16 protein-coding genes are annotated in these 15,375 nt (G+C 64.6%); 4 read left to right on the top strand and 12 right to left on the bottom strand.

What is annotated here, in order from left to right:
* Complete coding sequence (locus HFRIS_RS25325; protein ID WP_244436313.1) at positions 1-1,053, bottom strand: hypothetical protein; 1,053 nt, start codon at positions 1,051-1,053, stop codon at positions 1-3.
* On the opposite strand from HFRIS_RS25325, the gene HFRIS_RS16375 reads away from it, so the two are divergent.
* Together HFRIS_RS16375 and HFRIS_RS16370 are read left to right on the top strand one after the other, a co-directional pair.
* Positions 1,034-1,840: a ShlB/FhaC/HecB family hemolysin secretion/activation protein gene (locus HFRIS_RS16375; RefSeq protein ID WP_006464527.1), complete on the top strand. Its 807-nt coding sequence runs from the start codon at positions 1,034-1,036 to the stop codon at positions 1,838-1,840. The two genes, HFRIS_RS25325 and HFRIS_RS16375, sit on opposite strands and share 20 nt — an antisense overlap.
* A 174-nt stretch (positions 1,841-2,014) precedes the next feature.
* Positions 2,015-3,205, top strand: a complete 1,191-nt coding sequence (locus HFRIS_RS16370) for a DNA topoisomerase IB (RefSeq protein WP_006464526.1) — start codon at positions 2,015-2,017, stop codon at positions 3,203-3,205.
* A gap of 18 nt (positions 3,206-3,223) precedes the next feature.
* Here HFRIS_RS16370 and alkB read toward each other — a convergent pair whose 3' ends face one another.
* The 4 genes from alkB to HFRIS_RS16350 all read right to left on the bottom strand — a co-directional run bounded on the left by alkB (position 3,224) and on the right by HFRIS_RS16350 (position 6,704).
* The gene (alkB, locus tag HFRIS_RS16365) at positions 3,224-3,877 is read right to left on the bottom strand and encodes a DNA oxidative demethylase AlkB (RefSeq protein ID WP_006464525.1); all 654 of its coding nucleotides are present in this window, start codon (positions 3,875-3,877) and stop codon (positions 3,224-3,226) included.
* Complete coding sequence (locus HFRIS_RS16360; RefSeq protein WP_006464524.1) at positions 3,874-4,785, bottom strand: alpha/beta hydrolase; 912 nt, start codon at positions 4,783-4,785, stop codon at positions 3,874-3,876. The genes alkB and HFRIS_RS16360 overlap by 4 nt, the downstream gene beginning before the upstream one ends.
* An 85-nt stretch (positions 4,786-4,870) precedes the next feature.
* Positions 4,871-6,076, bottom strand: a complete 1,206-nt coding sequence (gene ada / locus HFRIS_RS16355; RefSeq protein ID WP_244436312.1) for a bifunctional DNA-binding transcriptional regulator/O6-methylguanine-DNA methyltransferase Ada — start codon at positions 6,074-6,076, stop codon at positions 4,871-4,873.
* A gap of 109 nt (positions 6,077-6,185) precedes the next feature.
* Entirely contained in the window at positions 6,186-6,704 is a 519-nt protein-coding gene (locus HFRIS_RS16350; protein ID WP_006464522.1) for an Lrp/AsnC family transcriptional regulator, read from the bottom strand.
* Between the two features lie 146 nt (positions 6,705-6,850).
* Between HFRIS_RS16350 and hppD the strand changes: the two genes are divergently transcribed.
* Both hppD and HFRIS_RS16340 read left to right on the top strand, forming a co-directional pair.
* Positions 6,851-7,951 carry a 4-hydroxyphenylpyruvate dioxygenase gene (gene hppD, locus HFRIS_RS16345; protein ID WP_006464521.1) on the top strand — a complete coding sequence of 367 codons (1,101 nt, stop codon included), beginning with the start codon at positions 6,851-6,853 and terminating at the stop codon, positions 7,949-7,951.
* Between the two features lie 431 nt (positions 7,952-8,382).
* Positions 8,383-8,733: a FlxA-like family protein gene (locus HFRIS_RS16340; protein WP_006464520.1), complete on the top strand. Its 351-nt coding sequence runs from the start codon at positions 8,383-8,385 to the stop codon at positions 8,731-8,733.
* 40 nt (positions 8,734-8,773) lie between these two features.
* Here HFRIS_RS16340 and HFRIS_RS16335 read toward each other — a convergent pair whose 3' ends face one another.
* The 7 genes from HFRIS_RS16335 to HFRIS_RS16305 all read right to left on the bottom strand — a co-directional run bounded on the left by HFRIS_RS16335 (position 8,774) and on the right by HFRIS_RS16305 (position 15,374).
* The gene (locus tag HFRIS_RS16335; RefSeq protein ID WP_006464519.1) at positions 8,774-10,141 is read right to left on the bottom strand and encodes an MFS transporter; all 1,368 of its coding nucleotides are present in this window, start codon (positions 10,139-10,141) and stop codon (positions 8,774-8,776) included.
* Between the two features lie 65 nt (positions 10,142-10,206).
* Positions 10,207-11,250, bottom strand: coding sequence for an amidohydrolase family protein (locus HFRIS_RS16330; RefSeq protein ID WP_006464518.1), 1,044 nt, complete (start codon positions 11,248-11,250; stop codon positions 10,207-10,209).
* The gene (locus tag HFRIS_RS16325; protein ID WP_006464517.1) at positions 11,243-11,941 is read right to left on the bottom strand and encodes an RraA family protein; all 699 of its coding nucleotides are present in this window, start codon (positions 11,939-11,941) and stop codon (positions 11,243-11,245) included. Before HFRIS_RS16325 ends, HFRIS_RS16330 begins: the two co-directional genes overlap by 8 nt.
* Positions 11,942-11,975: 34 nt before the next feature.
* A complete protein-coding gene (locus HFRIS_RS16320) occupies positions 11,976-13,178 on the bottom strand; it encodes a pyridoxal phosphate-dependent aminotransferase (protein WP_006464516.1) in 1,203 nt (400 codons plus the stop codon).
* 54 nt (positions 13,179-13,232) lie between these two features.
* Complete coding sequence (locus HFRIS_RS16315; RefSeq protein ID WP_006464515.1) at positions 13,233-13,961, bottom strand: amino acid ABC transporter ATP-binding protein; 729 nt, start codon at positions 13,959-13,961, stop codon at positions 13,233-13,235.
* A complete protein-coding gene (locus HFRIS_RS16310; RefSeq protein WP_006464514.1) occupies positions 13,961-14,674 on the bottom strand; it encodes an amino acid ABC transporter permease in 714 nt (237 codons plus the stop codon). Before HFRIS_RS16310 ends, HFRIS_RS16315 begins: the two co-directional genes overlap by 1 nt.
* Before the next feature lies 1 nt (position 14,675).
* The gene (locus tag HFRIS_RS16305) at positions 14,676-15,374 is read right to left on the bottom strand and encodes an amino acid ABC transporter permease (protein WP_006464513.1); all 699 of its coding nucleotides are present in this window, start codon (positions 15,372-15,374) and stop codon (positions 14,676-14,678) included.
* Between the last annotated feature and the right edge of the window lies 1 nt (position 15,375).

The following is a 15,375-nucleotide window of genomic DNA, read 5'->3' as shown; positions in this document are numbered from 1 at the left end:
CTATTTTTTCTCGTTAATCTTATCTTGCCAGCCACTGGCAGTTTGAGAATTCTTCCACGCCTCCAATGCTTCATTGATTGCAGGGCTGAAGGCGGGAAAGCGATCCATGACTGGCTTTGCAGCAAAATCAGATAAGCTACTCACGGTCAATTGTCCCAGATTAGGTCTCAACCACTGCTCCAATGCACTTGCACCAAAACCCACCACGGTCGCAGTTCCTGCGATTCCCAATTGGATGGCTGCACCGGTCTGAGATGCTGCATTTGGTTGAGACGCCAAATAAGTAGCATAGGCCGTTGCGGCTGCACCAACACGCCCTGATTGCGTAGATATCCAACCCGCTGCGTCAGCCACATCATTTCTCTTACTTTCCAGCATTTCAGGAGTTACTGTACCGCTCATGATAGGAGGTAAGGCAGATAAGGGAATCGAGGATAGTTGCATCCCTCCGCTACCCCAACTATAGACGTTATCGGTACTATTTTTTATGTACATCTGCAAATCCAAAGACGGTGCGGTAAATATCTGCTGACTCTGCATTAATACATACGTTCCATCTGACTTCACACCGAGGACCAAGCTCGACGGATCGTAAATATTGAAGAACGTCTTGGCGTCATAGGGCACAACAGCACCGGTGAGTGCAGTTTCTCCAAGCACTCTATTATTTGCTGATCTCAGCGCATCTTCGATCTGTTCTACTGTGTATTTTCCTTTGCTGTTATCCGCTAGCGTTTTAGCCAATGTCTTTTCTTTGGCCTTGCTATCTTCATGCAGTTGCCGATTATTCAGATCAACGTTATATGCACTAGCAGTCCCTGCACTACCCCCAACCGCAGCTCCGACACCCGCCGCTACCGCCAACGACACCGCGCTATTTACCGCAGGCGGCAATCCCATCTTCTGAATCTGCTCGGCAATACCAGGCATGAGCGTTGCACTGGCGGCCGCCCCCAATGCACCTCCCACACCCCCGCTCAGCATTCCGATGGCCGCATGCGCAGCAGCGCGATATTCACCACCTTCCTTCCACTTGTCTGCATCGGCACTCAACCGTTATCACCAGACCGTGGCCGGGGCCTTCGAGAACTTCGTCTACAGCGGCCGTTCGGAGACCACCGAATTCAAGCTCTCGCGACTGGTCCGACGCGATGCCGCCAGCAAGAGCACGGTCTTCGTCAAGGGCCTGCTGCGCACCGCCTACAACGCCATCGATGAACTGGAGATCGGTGCGCAGCAGCGTCGTACCAGCGCCTGGGAGGCGGGGCTGAACCACCGCCAGTTCATGGGCGACGCCATTGCCGACGCCACCCTCGCCTATCGTCGCTCGCTGGATCGGCAAGGCAGCGAACCGGTGACGCCCTACGACCTGCCGCAGATCGCCTCGCGCTACGGCCTGTGGTTGCTGGATGCCTCGCTGAACGCGCCCTTCCAGCTGGCCTCGGCGCGTCTGCGCTACAGCGGCACGCTACGCGCGCAGTGGAACCGGGGAGCACTGCCGCCGCAGGACCAGTTTTCCATCGGCGGCCGCTATACCGTGCGTGGTTTCGATGGCGAGCTGACCCTGCAGGCCGAACGGGGCTGGTTCCTTCGCAATGAGCTGGCGCTGGCCCTGGGCGACAGCGGACAGGAACTGTTTGCGGGGGTCGATACCGGTGCGGTGGCCGGACCGATGGCGCAGTACCTGACCGGTCGCCGGCTCACGGGTGCGGCGCTGGGCGTGCGCGGCAGCGTGGCAAAGATGAACTACGAGATGTCGCTGGCCACGCCCCTGGCCAAGCCGGTGGGTTTTGCCACGGCCGCACTGACCGGTGGCTTCAGCCTGCAGTGGTCGTTCTGAGCTAGTCGTTCTGAGCTAGTCGTTCTGAGTTAGTAGTCCGAGCTAGCTCGACGTGCGGGAAAAGTCCCACACCATCCCCGGCCAATGGCTGACTGTCGGCCGGGGCGGCTTGCTCAATAATGGCCGCCATGGACCATTGCCGGATGTCCCGGCGCCGCGTCCGAGGAGACCATCATGGACCGCAATGCTGCTCCCCCCGCCGATGCCCGTCACCAGGACGAGGCCGCCGACATCGCCCGTGCCAACCAGCTGCGCTACGTCAACGACGAGATGCCGGGCATCCGCCGCAGCCGCCATGGCAAGGGCTTTGCCTACCACGATGCGCAGGGCGCACTGATACGCGATGCCGACGTGCTGGCGCGCCTGAAGTCGCTGGCCATTCCACCGGCCTGGGAAGAGGTGTGGATCAGCCCCCATCATAACGGCCATATCCAGGCCACCGGGCGCGATGCGCGGGGTCGCAAGCAGTACCGCTATCACGCCCGCTGGCGCCTGGTGCGCGACGACGCCAAATATCTGCGCATGATCAGTTTCGCCCGCGCCCTGCCCACCATCCGCAAGGTGGTGGAGCAGGATCTGCAGCGGCCCGGCCTGCATCGGCAAAAGGTATTGGCGGCGGTGGTGCATCTGCTGCAGAGCACCTTCATGCGGGTCGGTAACGACGAATACGCGCGCCAGAACAAGTCCTTCGGGCTGACCACGCTGCGCCATCGCCATGTGCGGGTCGATGGCAGCGATGTGCTGTTCCGCTTCCGTGGCAAAAGCGGGGTGCAGCATGACATCAAGCTGCATGATCCCTATGTGGCACGCATCATCCGCAAGATGCGCGAGTTGCCGGGGCAGGAGCTGTTCCAGTACGTAGATGACGACGGTGAGCGGCACTGCATCGACTCCGGCGACGTCAATGCCTATCTGCGCGAGGCGGCGGGCGAAGATTTCAGTGCCAAGGATTTCCGCACCTGGGCCGGTACGGTGCTGGCCACGCTGGCGCTGCAGGCCTTCGAGCGGGTGGACTCGCAGGCCCAGGCCAAGCAGAACGTGGTCCGCGCCATCGAGAACGTGGCACGCCGGCTGGGCAATACGCCGTCGATCTGTCGCAAATGCTATGTGCACCCGGCGGTCATCGAGAGCTATCTCGATGGCAGTTTCGCCGAGTTGCTGGAAGAGCGGGTGCAGGCCGAACTGGTGCAGGAGCTGCACGACCTGTCGCCGGAAGAGGCGGCGGTGCTGGCCTTGCTGCAACAGCGCCTGCACGAAGCCGATGATTCCCCTGCACGCCGGCCGGCGCGCAAAAAAGCGGCGCGCCGGACGAGCAGCACTGCGCGCAAGGCTGCACACGGCAGCGCGCACGCTGCACCAGCCTGATCGGCAGGATCGTTGCCCTCAGCGGGCGCGACGGAAGGTCAGGTTATAGCGGCAGCGACCGGTGAGCGGGTGCTCGCCATCGCGCAGCACATCCACGCCATGAAAGGCCAGCCGCGCCGGGCCGCCCCAGACCACCACATCCCCACTCTCCAGCCGCATGCGTTGCGGCTTGTCGCTACGCTCCATGCCACCAAAGAGGAAGGTCGCCGGCAAGCCGAGCGAGACCGAGACGATAGGCTGCTGCATGTCTTCTTCGTTACGGTCCTGGTGCAGCGACATGCGGGCGCCGGGGTCGTAGCGGTTGACCAGGCAGGCGTCCGGCAGAAAGGGAGCAAACCCGCCCGCCTCGGCCGCCCGCTGTGCCAGTGCGACGAATGCAGGCGGCATGTCGGGCCAGTGTTGCCCGGTCACCGGGTCCAGCGTCTGGTAGCGATAGCCACGACGGTCGGTCACCCAGCCGAATTGCCCGCAATTGCTCATCGCCACCGACATGCGAAAGCCGCCCGGCGTCTGCATGTTGCGCAAGGGAGAGTGTGCCAGCACGGTATCGATGGCAGCCACCAGCGTTGCAGCCTCCTCGTCGCTGACGAAGGCGCGCAGCAAGGTCGCGCCCTCGGTGATGCTCTCGATGTCGGGCTCGCGGGGCAGCGCGGCAAACAGGTCACCGGTCACGGCGCGGCCTTGGTGCGCGGGGGCGGCGTAGCGATGAACTCGGTGACCGTCTCCAGCGTCGGCGCCAGGAATCGCAGCGGCCGTGCCAGGCTGCCCACCAGGGAGGCGTGCGAGGTGTTGTCGAAGTAACGTTCCTCCACCGGCACCTGCTGTGCGCGCAGCAGTGTGGCCAGCCCGGCCGTATTGCGGGTGGCCGATACCAGCTTGTCCTTGTGCGAGGCAATCAGCAGCGCGGGTGGCGCACCAGCCTGGACGTGGCGCACCGGTTGCGAATCAGGCGGCGAGTCGGGGGCAAAGAATACCGGCTTGACGTCCGGGTTTTCGATGGGCAGGAAGTCGTACGGCCCGGCCAGGCCGATCCATCCGCGCAGGGCATCCGGCGAGGCGCCGGCCTGGCGCAGCCAGCGCGCGTCCAGGGCCAGCATGGCCGCGTTATAGGCGCCGGCACTATGCCCCATGACGAAGACCCGTTGCGGATCGCCGCCCAGTTCGTGCAGGGAACGCAGGGTCCAGGCCAGGGCCTGGGCGCTGTCCTTGAGGAAATCCGGATAACGTACTTCGGGATAGACGCGATAGTCCGGCAGCACGGCGATGATGCCGCGAGAGCTCAAGGCTTCGCCGACGAAGGCGTAGTCCTTGCGGCTGCCTTCGTTCCAGCTGCCGCCATAGAAGAAGACCACCACCGGCAAGCCCTTGGCGGTCGCCGCGTCGGCCTGCGCGGCCGGCCGGTAGATGTCCAGCTTCTGGCGTGGATGGTCGCTGTCGGCGTAGGCCACGCCTTCGGTCTTGATGTAGCTGGAGCTCGGGGTAACCGCGTTGATGGCCGATAGCGGCGAGCAGGCGATCAGGCCACCCAGAACCAGAACCGCGCCGGTGAAGGCGAGGCCGGCCTTGCCAAGAACATGCATGCACGACTCCTGCAATATGAAGTAACAGCCATTGTAGCCGCCTCTGCCCGCGCCTTCAGACGGGCTTGCCGTTGGCGGTGGCTGGCTACGGCTGCGACTGCGGTTGCGGCGGTTGCGGCGGTTGCGGCGGGTGCGCCACTGCCTCGCGCGCCAGCAAGGCCGCCTTGCGCTCGATGCCCCAGCGGTAGCCGGACGGTGATCCATCCTGGCGCACGATGCGATGGCAGGGAATCAGCAAGGCAATCTCGTTGTGCGCGCAGGCGCTGGCCACCGCCCTCACCGCCGCCGGCTGGCCGATGCGGGCGGCCAGTTCGGCGTAGCTCAGGGTCACCCCCGGCGGTATCTCGCGCAGGGCCTGCCACACGCGCTGCTGGAAGGCTGTACCACGCACGTCCAGTGGCAGCGTGGCGCCACGTTGCGGATCATCCAGCGCGGCCAGCACCTGCGCCAGCGTCTGCTCGAAGGCGGCATCGCCCGGCGCCAGTTCGGCCTGGGCAAAACGGTCCTGCAGTTGCTGCACCAGGACCTCGGCATCCTCACCCAGGGTGACGGCGCAGATGCCCTGCTCGGTGGCCGCCACCAGCAAGGCGCCCAGCCAGCATTGCGCCACCGCGAAACGGATTTTTTCGCCACGGCCGCCGTGGCGGTAGGCCGCCGGCTTCATGCCCAGGTCGGCATTGCGGTGGGCGTAGAAGCCACCGCTGGAATTGAAGCCGGCTTCGTAGAAGGCCTCGGTGACACTGGCGCGTGAGGCCAGCTGCTGACGCAGGCGCTGCGCCCGCCGGGCGTCGCCATAGGCCTTGGGGGTCAACCCGGTGTGGACCTTGAAGAGCCGATGGAAGTGGTAGCGGCTCAAGCCCACGGCCTGGGCCAGGTCCTCGGTGGCGGGCGCCTGCTCGGCGGCTTCGATCAGGCGGCAGGCCTGGGCGATGGCCTGGGCCTGGCGTTCCTGCAGCGGTGGCAGGTCGGGCCGACAGCGCTTGCAGGGGCGAAAACCAGCCGCTTCGGCAGCCACGCAACTGGCGTGAAAGGCCACGTTCTTGCGCAAGGGCGTGCGCGCGCCGCAGGAAGGCTTGCAATAGACGCCGGTGCTCTTGACCGAATACCAGAACAGGCCGTCGAACGCCGGGTCGCGGCGCTGCACGGCCAGCCAGCGTTGCTGGTCGATGAGGGACGGGGCGATTAGGGACGGCTCGGTCAGGGACGGGTCGACGGATGCAGGGCCCTCCTCCGTGGAGGGCGCGGGGGACGTAGGGGGCCTGGAAATCATCGGGGAGGTCGTGCTCGGCATGGGGTGCTCCTGCTATCGGGTCAGGATGATTCTAGGCGCCCCCTGGTGGCGTCGCACTCGGGCGCTTGCTTTTGAATTCACAGGCGGCCCGTCCTCTACCTTCACTCCCTCATTGGGAGAAGCGAATGCGCTGGCGCGACTTCACCGGCTGCATGACGTGTTCCAGCGGCAGTTCGTGGGACTGCTTGACCTTCTTGAGGGTGATGTTGGATTTGACGTTGGTCACGCCAGGCAGGCGCAGCAGCCGGCTCATCATGAATTCGGAAAACGCCGCCAGGTCGGGGGCGACAATGCGCAGGATATAATCGCCCTCCCCCGTGACGGAGAAGCATTCGGTGACCTCTGGCATCGTTTCCACGGCTTTTTCGAACAATTCGCCCCGGGTTTCGCCCTGGCGATCCAGGGTGACGGTGGTGAAGGCCGTCACGCCCAGGCCGACCACTGCCGGGTCCAGCACGGCGGTGTAGCGTTCGATGACGTGGGCTTCTTCCAGTCGCTGCACGCGACGACTGATCTGGGAGGTGGACAAGTGAACTTTCAGTCCCAGTGCACTGTTGGTAATATGTCCGTCACGCTGCAGCTCGGTCAGCAAGGCCAGATCGTAGCGATCCACATTGATGATGCTCATTTATCTCTCCAATTTTCTTATTTAAGATTTATTTGTGCATATTAACCCCTAATTTGCGCAAAAAACAATCACAAATTGCAGTGGCGACGCAATAAACTCCTCGCATGGGCCGGGCTTGCCGGCCTTTCCAATCCGAGGAGACACAGATGGGCCACGCAGACAGCCAGATCAGCCAACTTGCCGCCGCCAGCACGGACCTGTTCGACAACCCCATGGGGACCGACGGTTTCGAGTTCGTCGAATACACCGCCGCCGACCCGGCCGCCATCGCCGGCGTGCTGGAACTGATGGGCTTTACCGCCGTGGCGCGTCACCGTTCCAAGAACGTGACCCTGTATCGCCAGGGCCAGATCAACTTCATCCTCAACGGTGAGCCGGACAGCAATGCCGCCGCCTTCGCCCAGATGCATGGCGCCTCGGTCAATGCCATGGCCTTCCGCGTCAAGGATGCGGCCTTCGTCTACAAGCGCGCGCTGGAACTGGGCGCCGAAGGCGTGGAAGCCCGCCTGGGCCCGATGGAGCTGAACATCCCGGCCATCCGCGGCATCGGCGGCTCGCTGCTGTATCTGGTGGACCGCTATGGCGACAACGGCTCCATCTATGACGTCGATTTCCAGTTCTTGCCCGGCGTGGAGCGCAATCCCAAGGGCGTGGGCCTGACCTATATCGACCACCTGACCCACAACGTCATGCGCGGCGCCATGGACACCTGGTCGTCGTTCTATACGCGCCTGTTCAACTTCCGCGAGATCAAGTATTTCGACATCGAGGGCAAGGTCACCGGCCTGCGCTCGCGGGCCATGACCAGCCCGTGCGGCAAGATCCGCATTCCCATCAACGAGAGTGCGGACGACAAGTCGCAGATCGAGGAATTCATCAAGCAGTACAACGGCGAGGGCATCCAGCACATCGCCTTGGGCACCGACGACATCTACCAGACCGTGCGCGCCCTGTATGCCCGCGGGGTGCCGCTGCAGGACACCATCGCCACCTACTACGACCTGGTGGAACGCCGCATCCCCGGCCATGGCGAAGACCTGGCGGCCCTGCGCGAACTGAAGATCCTCATCGATGGCGCCCCCACCGCCGGCCAGGGGCTGCTGTTGCAGATCTTCACCCAGAACCTGATCGGCCCGGTGTTCTATGAAATCATCCAGCGCAAGGGCAACGACGGCTTCGGCGAGGGCAATTTCAAGGCCTTGTTCGAATCCATCGAACTGGATCAGATGCGCCGCGGCGTCATCTGAGGCAGGCTCTGGCGGCAAGGCGCAGCGCCCGCCACGGGCCTGCGCCTTTTCGCTTTTTTACGTTTCGCGACTCAAGCTTTGCAGGAAGCTGCCGTAACACTAAGGGCCTGCTCACATTCAATCTGCGAGATGCGTTGGCCCCAGAAGGCGGGGTGGCAAGGCGCGCGTCAGGGCTGGTGGTGGTGCCACCAGCCCTGACGTGCAACGCCGCCAGCGCGCCTTCTGGGGCCAACCCTCCGGGAGAGGCCGCCAAGCGTCGCCTGCCGTTGTTGCAGCTCCTTGCCGTAGCACCGCTACGGCGCGTCGCTGCGCCTAGGCAGTCAACGCTTGGCGACCTCTCGCACTCGTAGATTGAATGTGAACAGGCCCTAACCAAAGGCAATCTTGCCTGAACCTGCAAGACTGGCGCCTCGACCGGGGCTGGAGTTCGCATGAACATCGCGTATGAACAAGAAAAAACTGCCGAGGCCACCCAGGCCACCCATGCAGACACGCTGGACCATGACCCCGCCGAACTGATCGAGCAGCTCAGTCACCGCATCCTGATCCTGCAACAGCAGGCGCAGTCGCTGGCACGCTTCCCGGCCAATCGCGACGGCAAGCAGCAGCGCCAGTTGCTGCAGCAGCAGATCCGCACCCTCTACCAGCAATTGTTTGCGCTGGAGCAGCAACAGTCCCGTCAGCGCAGGCGCGGTGAGAATTACCTCAGCATGGCCCTGTCGGTGGCCGCCCATGCGGCCCACCACCACGCCCAGAGCGAGGCCCTGGCCGCAGTCGCCTGAGCCCTGCCCTCGCCGTTCTCTTCCGCTCCTTGCGTTCCCTTCAATAGCGCAGCCGTGTCAGGCTGACCACACACGCCAGCGCCGCCAGCCCGGCGGCGCAGCACAGCACCAGCGCATACGGTGCATCCGACGACGCCAGCAACATGGCCACCACCGAGGCGCCCACGGTCTGCCCGGTCAGGCGCGCCGTGCCCAGCATGCCGCTGGCGCCACCGGTACGCTCACGCGGGGCGGCGCTGATCATGGTGCGGTTGTTGGGCGACTGGAACAGCCCGAAGCCAAACCCGCATATCGCAAACTGCAGCGCCATCAGGCCGTCCGGCGTGCCATGGTCGATCGTCAGCAGCGACAGCAGGCCCAGGCACATCACCCCCAGCCCTATCCCGCCCAGCAAACCCGCCGCGATGCGATCCGACAGCTTGCCCGCCACCACCCCGGTCAGGGCCACGGCAATCGGCCAGGCCGTCAGCAACAGCCCGGCGCGCGCGGCGCTGATGCCCAGGTAGTTCTGCAACATGAAGGGCAGCATCACGAACACCGCCATCTGCGCCGCGAAGGAACAGAAAGAGGTGCCGATGGACAGCGCAAACAAGGGAATGCGCAGCAGGTCCAGCGGCAGCATGGGCGCGCTGGACGACTGCAGCTTGAGCAGCAGGAACAGGCTCAGCCCGGTCAGCACGGCGCAGCTGGCCACCACCCAGACGCCCTGCAGATGGCCGACCGCATCGATGGTATAGAGCAGCAAGCCGATGAAGCACATGCACAGGAGCGCGCTCTGCCGGTCGAAGCGGCGCGGGGCCAGCGGATTGGTGGGCAGCGCCTTGTTGCCCACCACGAGCGCGGCCAGCCCGAGCGGGATATTGATCAGGAACAGCCAGTGCCAGGACGCCAGGTGCAGGATGAAGCCGGCCACGGTCGGCCCCAGGGCATTGCCGGTGCCGGCCACCAGGGCGTTGTAGCCGATGGCGCGGCCCAGCAGACGCGCCGGGTAGATGAAACGGATCAGCGCCGTATTGACCGACAGGATGCCGGCCGCGCCCAGCCCCTGCAGCACCCGCGCCAGGCTCAGCTGCAACATGTCATTGCTGGCGGCGCAGGCCAGCGAAGCCAGCGTGAAGAGGAACAGCCCGCCCAGATAGACGCGCCGGTAGCCCACTACCTCGCCCAGCGAAGCCAGCGGCAGCAGGCACACCGCCATGGCGATCTGGTAGCTGTTGATGACCCAGATGGCATCGGCATCGCTGGCCTTGAGATCGGCGGCCATCGACGGCAGCGCCAGGTTGGCGATGGAACCGTCCAGGACCGCGATGGTGATGCCCAGCACCACGGTGGCGATGGCGAGGAAGCGCTGCCGGGGCGGCAGGCCGTCGGCGTCATGCGGGGCGCCGCTGCGGGTCTGTACGTGCACTGTCTGCTTTCAAGGCTTGAGATGATCCGGGGACGCCGGGGCGTCCGAACGAGGGCGCTATGCTATCACCGCCCTGCCTCCTGCATGCGGTAGACCTCCCGGGCGGTACCACTGAAGAGCGCTGTGCGCTCGGACGCGGACAGGTCCACCGTCAGCCGCTTGAAGGCATTCCACAGGCTGACATAGCCGAACATGCCCTTGTCCACCGGGAAATTGCTCTCGAACATGCAGCGCTGCGGACCGAAGAGGTCGATGCAGGTGTCGATATACGGTCGCCAGGCCTGCGCCAGCTGGATTGAATCCGGCGGTACGGCCTGATGATGGAAATCCCAGCCGCCCACGGGCATGCCCAGACCACCCAGCTTGAGCCAGACATTGGGCAAGGCCGCGATGGCGTGCATGCCGCGCTCCCACTCGCGTCGTGCTGCCTCACGCTGGCCGGCGTAGGGGCCGGCGCCGAGCGGGCCGCCGCAGTGATCCAGGACCAAGCGCGTGTCCGGGCAGGCCTGGGCCAGCGCCAGCACTTCATCCAGCTGGGTGTGATAGGCCCAGACGTCCAGCGACAGGTCGTAGCGCGCCAGCAGGCGCGCACCGGTACGGAACCTGTCCTGCGCCAGCAGGCCGGGCGGTGGCGGCTGCGGATTGCTGCGAATGGATGGATCGGCATGCCAGGCCGTGGTATTGCGGATGCCGCGCAGGCGGCCGTTGCCGGCCTGCTGCAGGGCTTCGACCACAGCCTGTACGTCGGCGCCCAGCATCAGGTCGGCAAAGCCGACGATGGCCGCGCAGGCGCGCACCGGGCCGTAAAGGCCGCTGGCCGATTGCGCCGCCACGCCATTGACGAACTCCACCTCGCCCACCGGCTGCATGGCCTGCGGCCCCTCCTGCCGGTACATCGACCGGCATTGCACGAACACCGTCTCGGTGATGCGATGGCCGCTGGACAGATCGGCCATCCACTGCTCGAACAGGTAACGGTTGCCGGCGCGGTCCCACAGATGGTGGTGGGCGTCGATGATGGGCAGCTCCGGCTCCAGCACCGCTTCCTGCGTCAGGGCCAGCCAGTCGGGGCGTACCTGCAGGTGCGGCGAGGCGGCGGCATCAGCCATGGCGCGACACCGGCTGGCCGATCTGTTGGCAGCCCAGTCGCTTCAGGCTCGCATCGATCCAGCCACGGTCGCTGGTGCCGGCCTGGATGGCCGCCATCTGCGCCACCTCGGCGTCATTCTTGGCCTTGGCGGCGGCATAGACGGCGGCGATGTCGTCATAGCCCACGCACAGCAGGCCGTCGTAGTCGCCCACCACCAGGTCGCCCGGGGCAATCACCATGCCGTCGATGGCGATGGGCACGTTGATCTCACCCGGGCCATCCTTGTAGGGGCCGCGATGCGTCACACCGGCAGCGAACACCGGGAAGCTGCCGCCCTGGATGGCGTCCAGGTCGCGCACCGCGCCGTAGATGACGATGCCGCCCAGGCCACGCTGGATGGCGTGTGCCACCATCAGCTCGCCGATGATGGCGTTGGACAGGTCGCCCCCGGCATCGACCACCACGATATCGCCCGGCTCGGCCAGGTCCAGGGCCTTGTGCACCATCAGGTTGTCACCCGGGCGCGACTTCACCGTGATGGCGGCGCCGGCCAGCTTGCCGCCGCGATGCAGTGGCCGCAGACGCGCACCGGCAGCGGTCATGCGTGCCATCGAATCGCTGATGTTGGCCACCGGGATGGCGGCGAAGTTCTTGACGTCTTGCGCGCTGACCTTGCGCGCGCGCTCAAGGATGCGGAATCCTGCTGACATGGTGTTCTCCCTGCAAGAATGAAAAGTGAAAGATTCAGCGCAAGCTGGCGCAGAAGCGCTGGACGCGCACGCAAGCCTCGCGCAGGCGCTCGGTGGAATCGGCATAGGACAGACGGAAGTTCGGCCCCTGGCCGAAGGCACTGCCATGCACCAGCGCCACACCCTCGGCCTGCAACAGGGCCGAGACGAAGTCCTCGTCATTGCCGATGACCTGGCCGTCTTCGGTGCGCTTGCCGATCACACGCTCGCAGGAGGGGAAGACATAGAAAGCGCCTTCCGGCACCGGGCAATCCAGACCCTCGGCCTGGTTCAGCAGCGACACCACCAGGTCGCGTCGGCCCTGGAATACCTTGCGGCTCTCGTGGATGTAATCCTGCGGACCATTCAGGGCCTCCAGCGCGGCCCATTGCGAGACCGAGCTGGCGCCCGAGGTCAGCTGGCCCTGGATCTTTTCCATGGCCTTGATCAGTGCCAGCGGACCGGCCGCGTAGCCGATGCGCCAGCCGGTCATGGCATAGGCCTTGGAGACGCCGTTCATGGTCAGGGTGCGCTCGTAGAGTTCGGGCGCGATCTGGGCCGGGGTGGTGAATTCGAAGTCGCCGTAGGTCAGGTGTTCGTAGATGTCGTCGGAGAGGATCCAGACATGTGGATGGCGCTTGAGCACCTCGGCCAGCGCGCAGATCTCGGCACGGGTGTAGGCCGCACCGCTGGGGTTGCAGGGCGAGTTGAACATCAGCCACTTGGTGCGCGGGGTGATGGCAGCCTCCAGCGCTTCGGGGCGCAGCTTGTAGCCAGCTTCGCGGGTGGTCTTGGCGTACACCACGTGGCCACCGCACAGGGCCACCAGTTCCGGATAGGAGACCCAGTAAGGGGCCGGCACGATGACTTCGTCGCCGGCATTGACGGTGGCCATCAGGGCATTGGCGATGACCTGCTTGCCGCCGTTGGAGATGATGGTCTGGGCCACGCTGTAGTCGAGCTGGTTCTCGCGCTTGAATTTGGCGACCACGGCTTCGCGCAGCTCGGTGATGCCGGCCACCGCCGTATAGCGGGTCTCGCCACGGGCGATGGCGGCGTAGGCGGCCTGCTTGATGTTGTCGGGGGTGTCGAAGTCGGGCTGGCCCGAACTGAGGGCGATCACGTTGCGGCCCTGGGCGGCCAGTTCGCGCGCCTTCTGGGTGACGGCGATGGTGGCCGAAGCCTTGATGCGGGAGAGTGAATCGGAAATGAATGCCATGGTGGTCTCGTCTTGTTGATCCCGGATCTCCGGGAAATCTTGGGGATGGTGCGATCAGGCGTGGCGGATGTCGGCCACGAACTTGCGGGCGCGTTCATGCTGCGGCCGCTCGAAGAAGTCCTGCGGGGTGGCGCGCTCCAGCACCTGGCCATCGGCCATGAAGATGAGGCGGTCCGCCACTTCGCGGGCAAAGCCCATCTCGTGGGTGACGCACACCATGGTCATGCCCTCGGCGGCCAGCTGCTTCATCACCTGTAGCACCTCGCCCACCATCTCCGGGTCCAGTGCCGAGGTCGGTTCGTCGAACAGCATCACCGGCGGCTTCATGGCCAGGGCGCGGGCAATCGCCACACGTTGCTGCTGGCCGCCCGAGAGCTGGCCGGGATAGGACTGCGCCTTGCCGGCCAGGCCGACCTTTTCCAGCAGGGCCATGGCGCTGTCGCGGGCGGCTTTCTCGGACAGTTTCAAGACCCGCATGGTGGCCAGCATGACGTTGCGCTCCACACTCATGTGCGGGAACAGGTTGAAGGACTGGAACACGAAGCCGATGCGGCTGCGCAGGCGGTTGATATCGACTCCGTTGCCGTGCACGTCCTGGCCGTCCACGTAGATGTGACCGTCGTTGATGGGTTCGAGCCGGTTGATGGTGCGAATCAGGGTCGACTTGCCCGAGCCCGAGGGGCCGCAGACGATCACCACCTCACCACGCTTGATTTCTTCGTTGACGCCGCGCAGGGCGTGGTAGTCGCCGTACCACTTGTTCACATTGTTGAATCGGATCATCAGAGACTCCTGAATTGACGTTTTAGCTTGATGCGGCGCTCGGCCAGCCCCACCAGCGAACTGAGCAGGTAGCACAGTACGAAATAGGTCATGGCCAGCAGGAAGTACACCTGGAAGGGCTTGGTCAGCAGTTGCGCATTGACCTGGTAGGCCGCATAGGTGAGTTCGTTGACGCTGATGATGTAGGCCAGCGAGGTGTTCTTGATCAGCGAGATCAGCTGGTTGAGGATGCTGGGGATCATGTTGAACAGCGCCTGCGGCAGCACCACCTCGCGCAACGTGGTGAAGTAGCTCATGCCCAGCGAGCGCGAGGCCTCGACCTGCCCTTGCGGAATGGCCTGGATGCCGGCCTTGATGACCTCGCCCAGGAAGGCGGTCTCATAGGCCACCAGCGCACAGATCACCGTGGTGGTGCCGGAGATGGATTTGCCGGTCAACAGCGGCACGATGAAATAAGCCCAGAAGATCAGCATCAGCACCGGCAGCCCGCGCAGGGTATGCACGATGGCGCCGGCCGGCCAGGCCACCCAGCGCACAGTGCTGGTACGGGCGATGCCGAACAGCACCGCCAGCGGGAAGGCGCAGACCAGGCCGGTCACCGCCAGGATCAGTGTCAGGGCCAGGCCACCCAGCGGACCATGCGGAAATTCGCCGATCAGCAGCTGCAGGCCGTAGGTGCGGAGGATGTCGAAGATATCGAGGATGGTGTGCATGTCAGCGCCCCTTCACTTTCAGATGGCGGCCGTTGTACCAGCCACCGATGGCCATGATCGACCACGACATCAGCAGGTAGAAGGCCGAGGCCAGGGCAAAGGTTTCGAAGGTGCGATAGGTTTCGTTTTCGATCTGGCGGCTGGCGTAGGTCATCTCGGCCACGCCGATGGCCATGGCCAGGCTGGTGGACTTGAACAGCGACAGCGACTGGTTCACCAGTGGCGGCACCGAGATGCGGATGGCCTGCGGCAGCAGCACGTCGCGCATCGATTGCAGGTAGGACAGGCCCAGCGCCCGCGCCGCCTCCATCTGCGTGGCCGCCACCGAGCGCATGCCGCTGCGCAGGTCTTCCGACATATAGGCGGCACTGTTGAGGGACAGCGCGATCAGGGCAAAGATGAATTCGCCGTTGTGGTTGTTGATGAAGTCGGTGATCCAGGCGGGCAGCAGTTCGGGGATGCCGAAATACCAGACGAAGATCTGTACCAGTCCCGGCACGTTGCGGTGGTAGTTGACGTAGCCGGCGATGAGCCACTCCAGCGGCGGCAGCGCCAGGGTGCGCAGGCCCACCAGCAGCACCGCCAGCAGAAAGGCGCAGACCCAGGCCGCCGCGAACAGCCACAGCGTGGTGAAGGCGCCGCCGATAAGCCAGTGCAGGTACTGGCCATGCAACACCGCGCCGAAATCAAGATTGAGCATG

The organism is Herbaspirillum frisingense GSF30 (assembly GCF_000300975.2).
Classification (GTDB): Bacteria; Pseudomonadota; Gammaproteobacteria; order Burkholderiales; family Burkholderiaceae_D; genus Herbaspirillum; species Herbaspirillum frisingense.
Note: the sequence above shows the minus strand (reverse complement) of the source record. Positions and strands in the feature narration are given on the sequence as shown.

Bases quoted from the DNA above. Each gene is read 5' to 3' on its own strand.
- HFRIS_RS16315 (WP_006464515.1), bottom strand. From the start codon at position 13,961: ATGATCCGATTCAACAATGTGAACAAGTGGTACGGCGACTACCACGCC.
- HFRIS_RS16370 (WP_006464526.1), top strand. From the start codon at position 2,015: ATGGACCGCAATGCTGCTCCCCCCGCCGATGCCCGTCACCAGGACGAG.
- HFRIS_RS16305 (WP_006464513.1), bottom strand. From the start codon at position 15,374: ATGCTCAATCTTGATTTCGGCGCGGTGTTGCATGGCCAGTACCTGCAC.
- hppD (WP_006464521.1), top strand. From the start codon at position 6,851: ATGGGCCACGCAGACAGCCAGATCAGCCAACTTGCCGCCGCCAGCACG.
- HFRIS_RS16350 (WP_006464522.1), bottom strand. From the start codon at position 6,704: ATGAGCATCATCAATGTGGATCGCTACGATCTGGCCTTGCTGACCGAG.
- HFRIS_RS16340 (WP_006464520.1), top strand. From the start codon at position 8,383: ATGAACATCGCGTATGAACAAGAAAAAACTGCCGAGGCCACCCAGGCC.
- HFRIS_RS16330 (WP_006464518.1), bottom strand. From the start codon at position 11,250: ATGGCTGATGCCGCCGCCTCGCCGCACCTGCAGGTACGCCCCGACTGG.
- HFRIS_RS16360 (WP_006464524.1), bottom strand. From the start codon at position 4,785: ATGCATGTTCTTGGCAAGGCCGGCCTCGCCTTCACCGGCGCGGTTCTG.
- HFRIS_RS16310 (WP_006464514.1), bottom strand. From the start codon at position 14,674: ATGCACACCATCCTCGATATCTTCGACATCCTCCGCACCTACGGCCTG.
- HFRIS_RS16320 (WP_006464516.1), bottom strand. From the start codon at position 13,178: ATGGCATTCATTTCCGATTCACTCTCCCGCATCAAGGCTTCGGCCACC.
- ada (WP_244436312.1), bottom strand. From the start codon at position 6,076: ATGCCGAGCACGACCTCCCCGATGATTTCCAGGCCCCCTACGTCCCCC.
- HFRIS_RS16325 (WP_006464517.1), bottom strand. From the start codon at position 11,941: ATGTCAGCAGGATTCCGCATCCTTGAGCGCGCGCGCAAGGTCAGCGCG.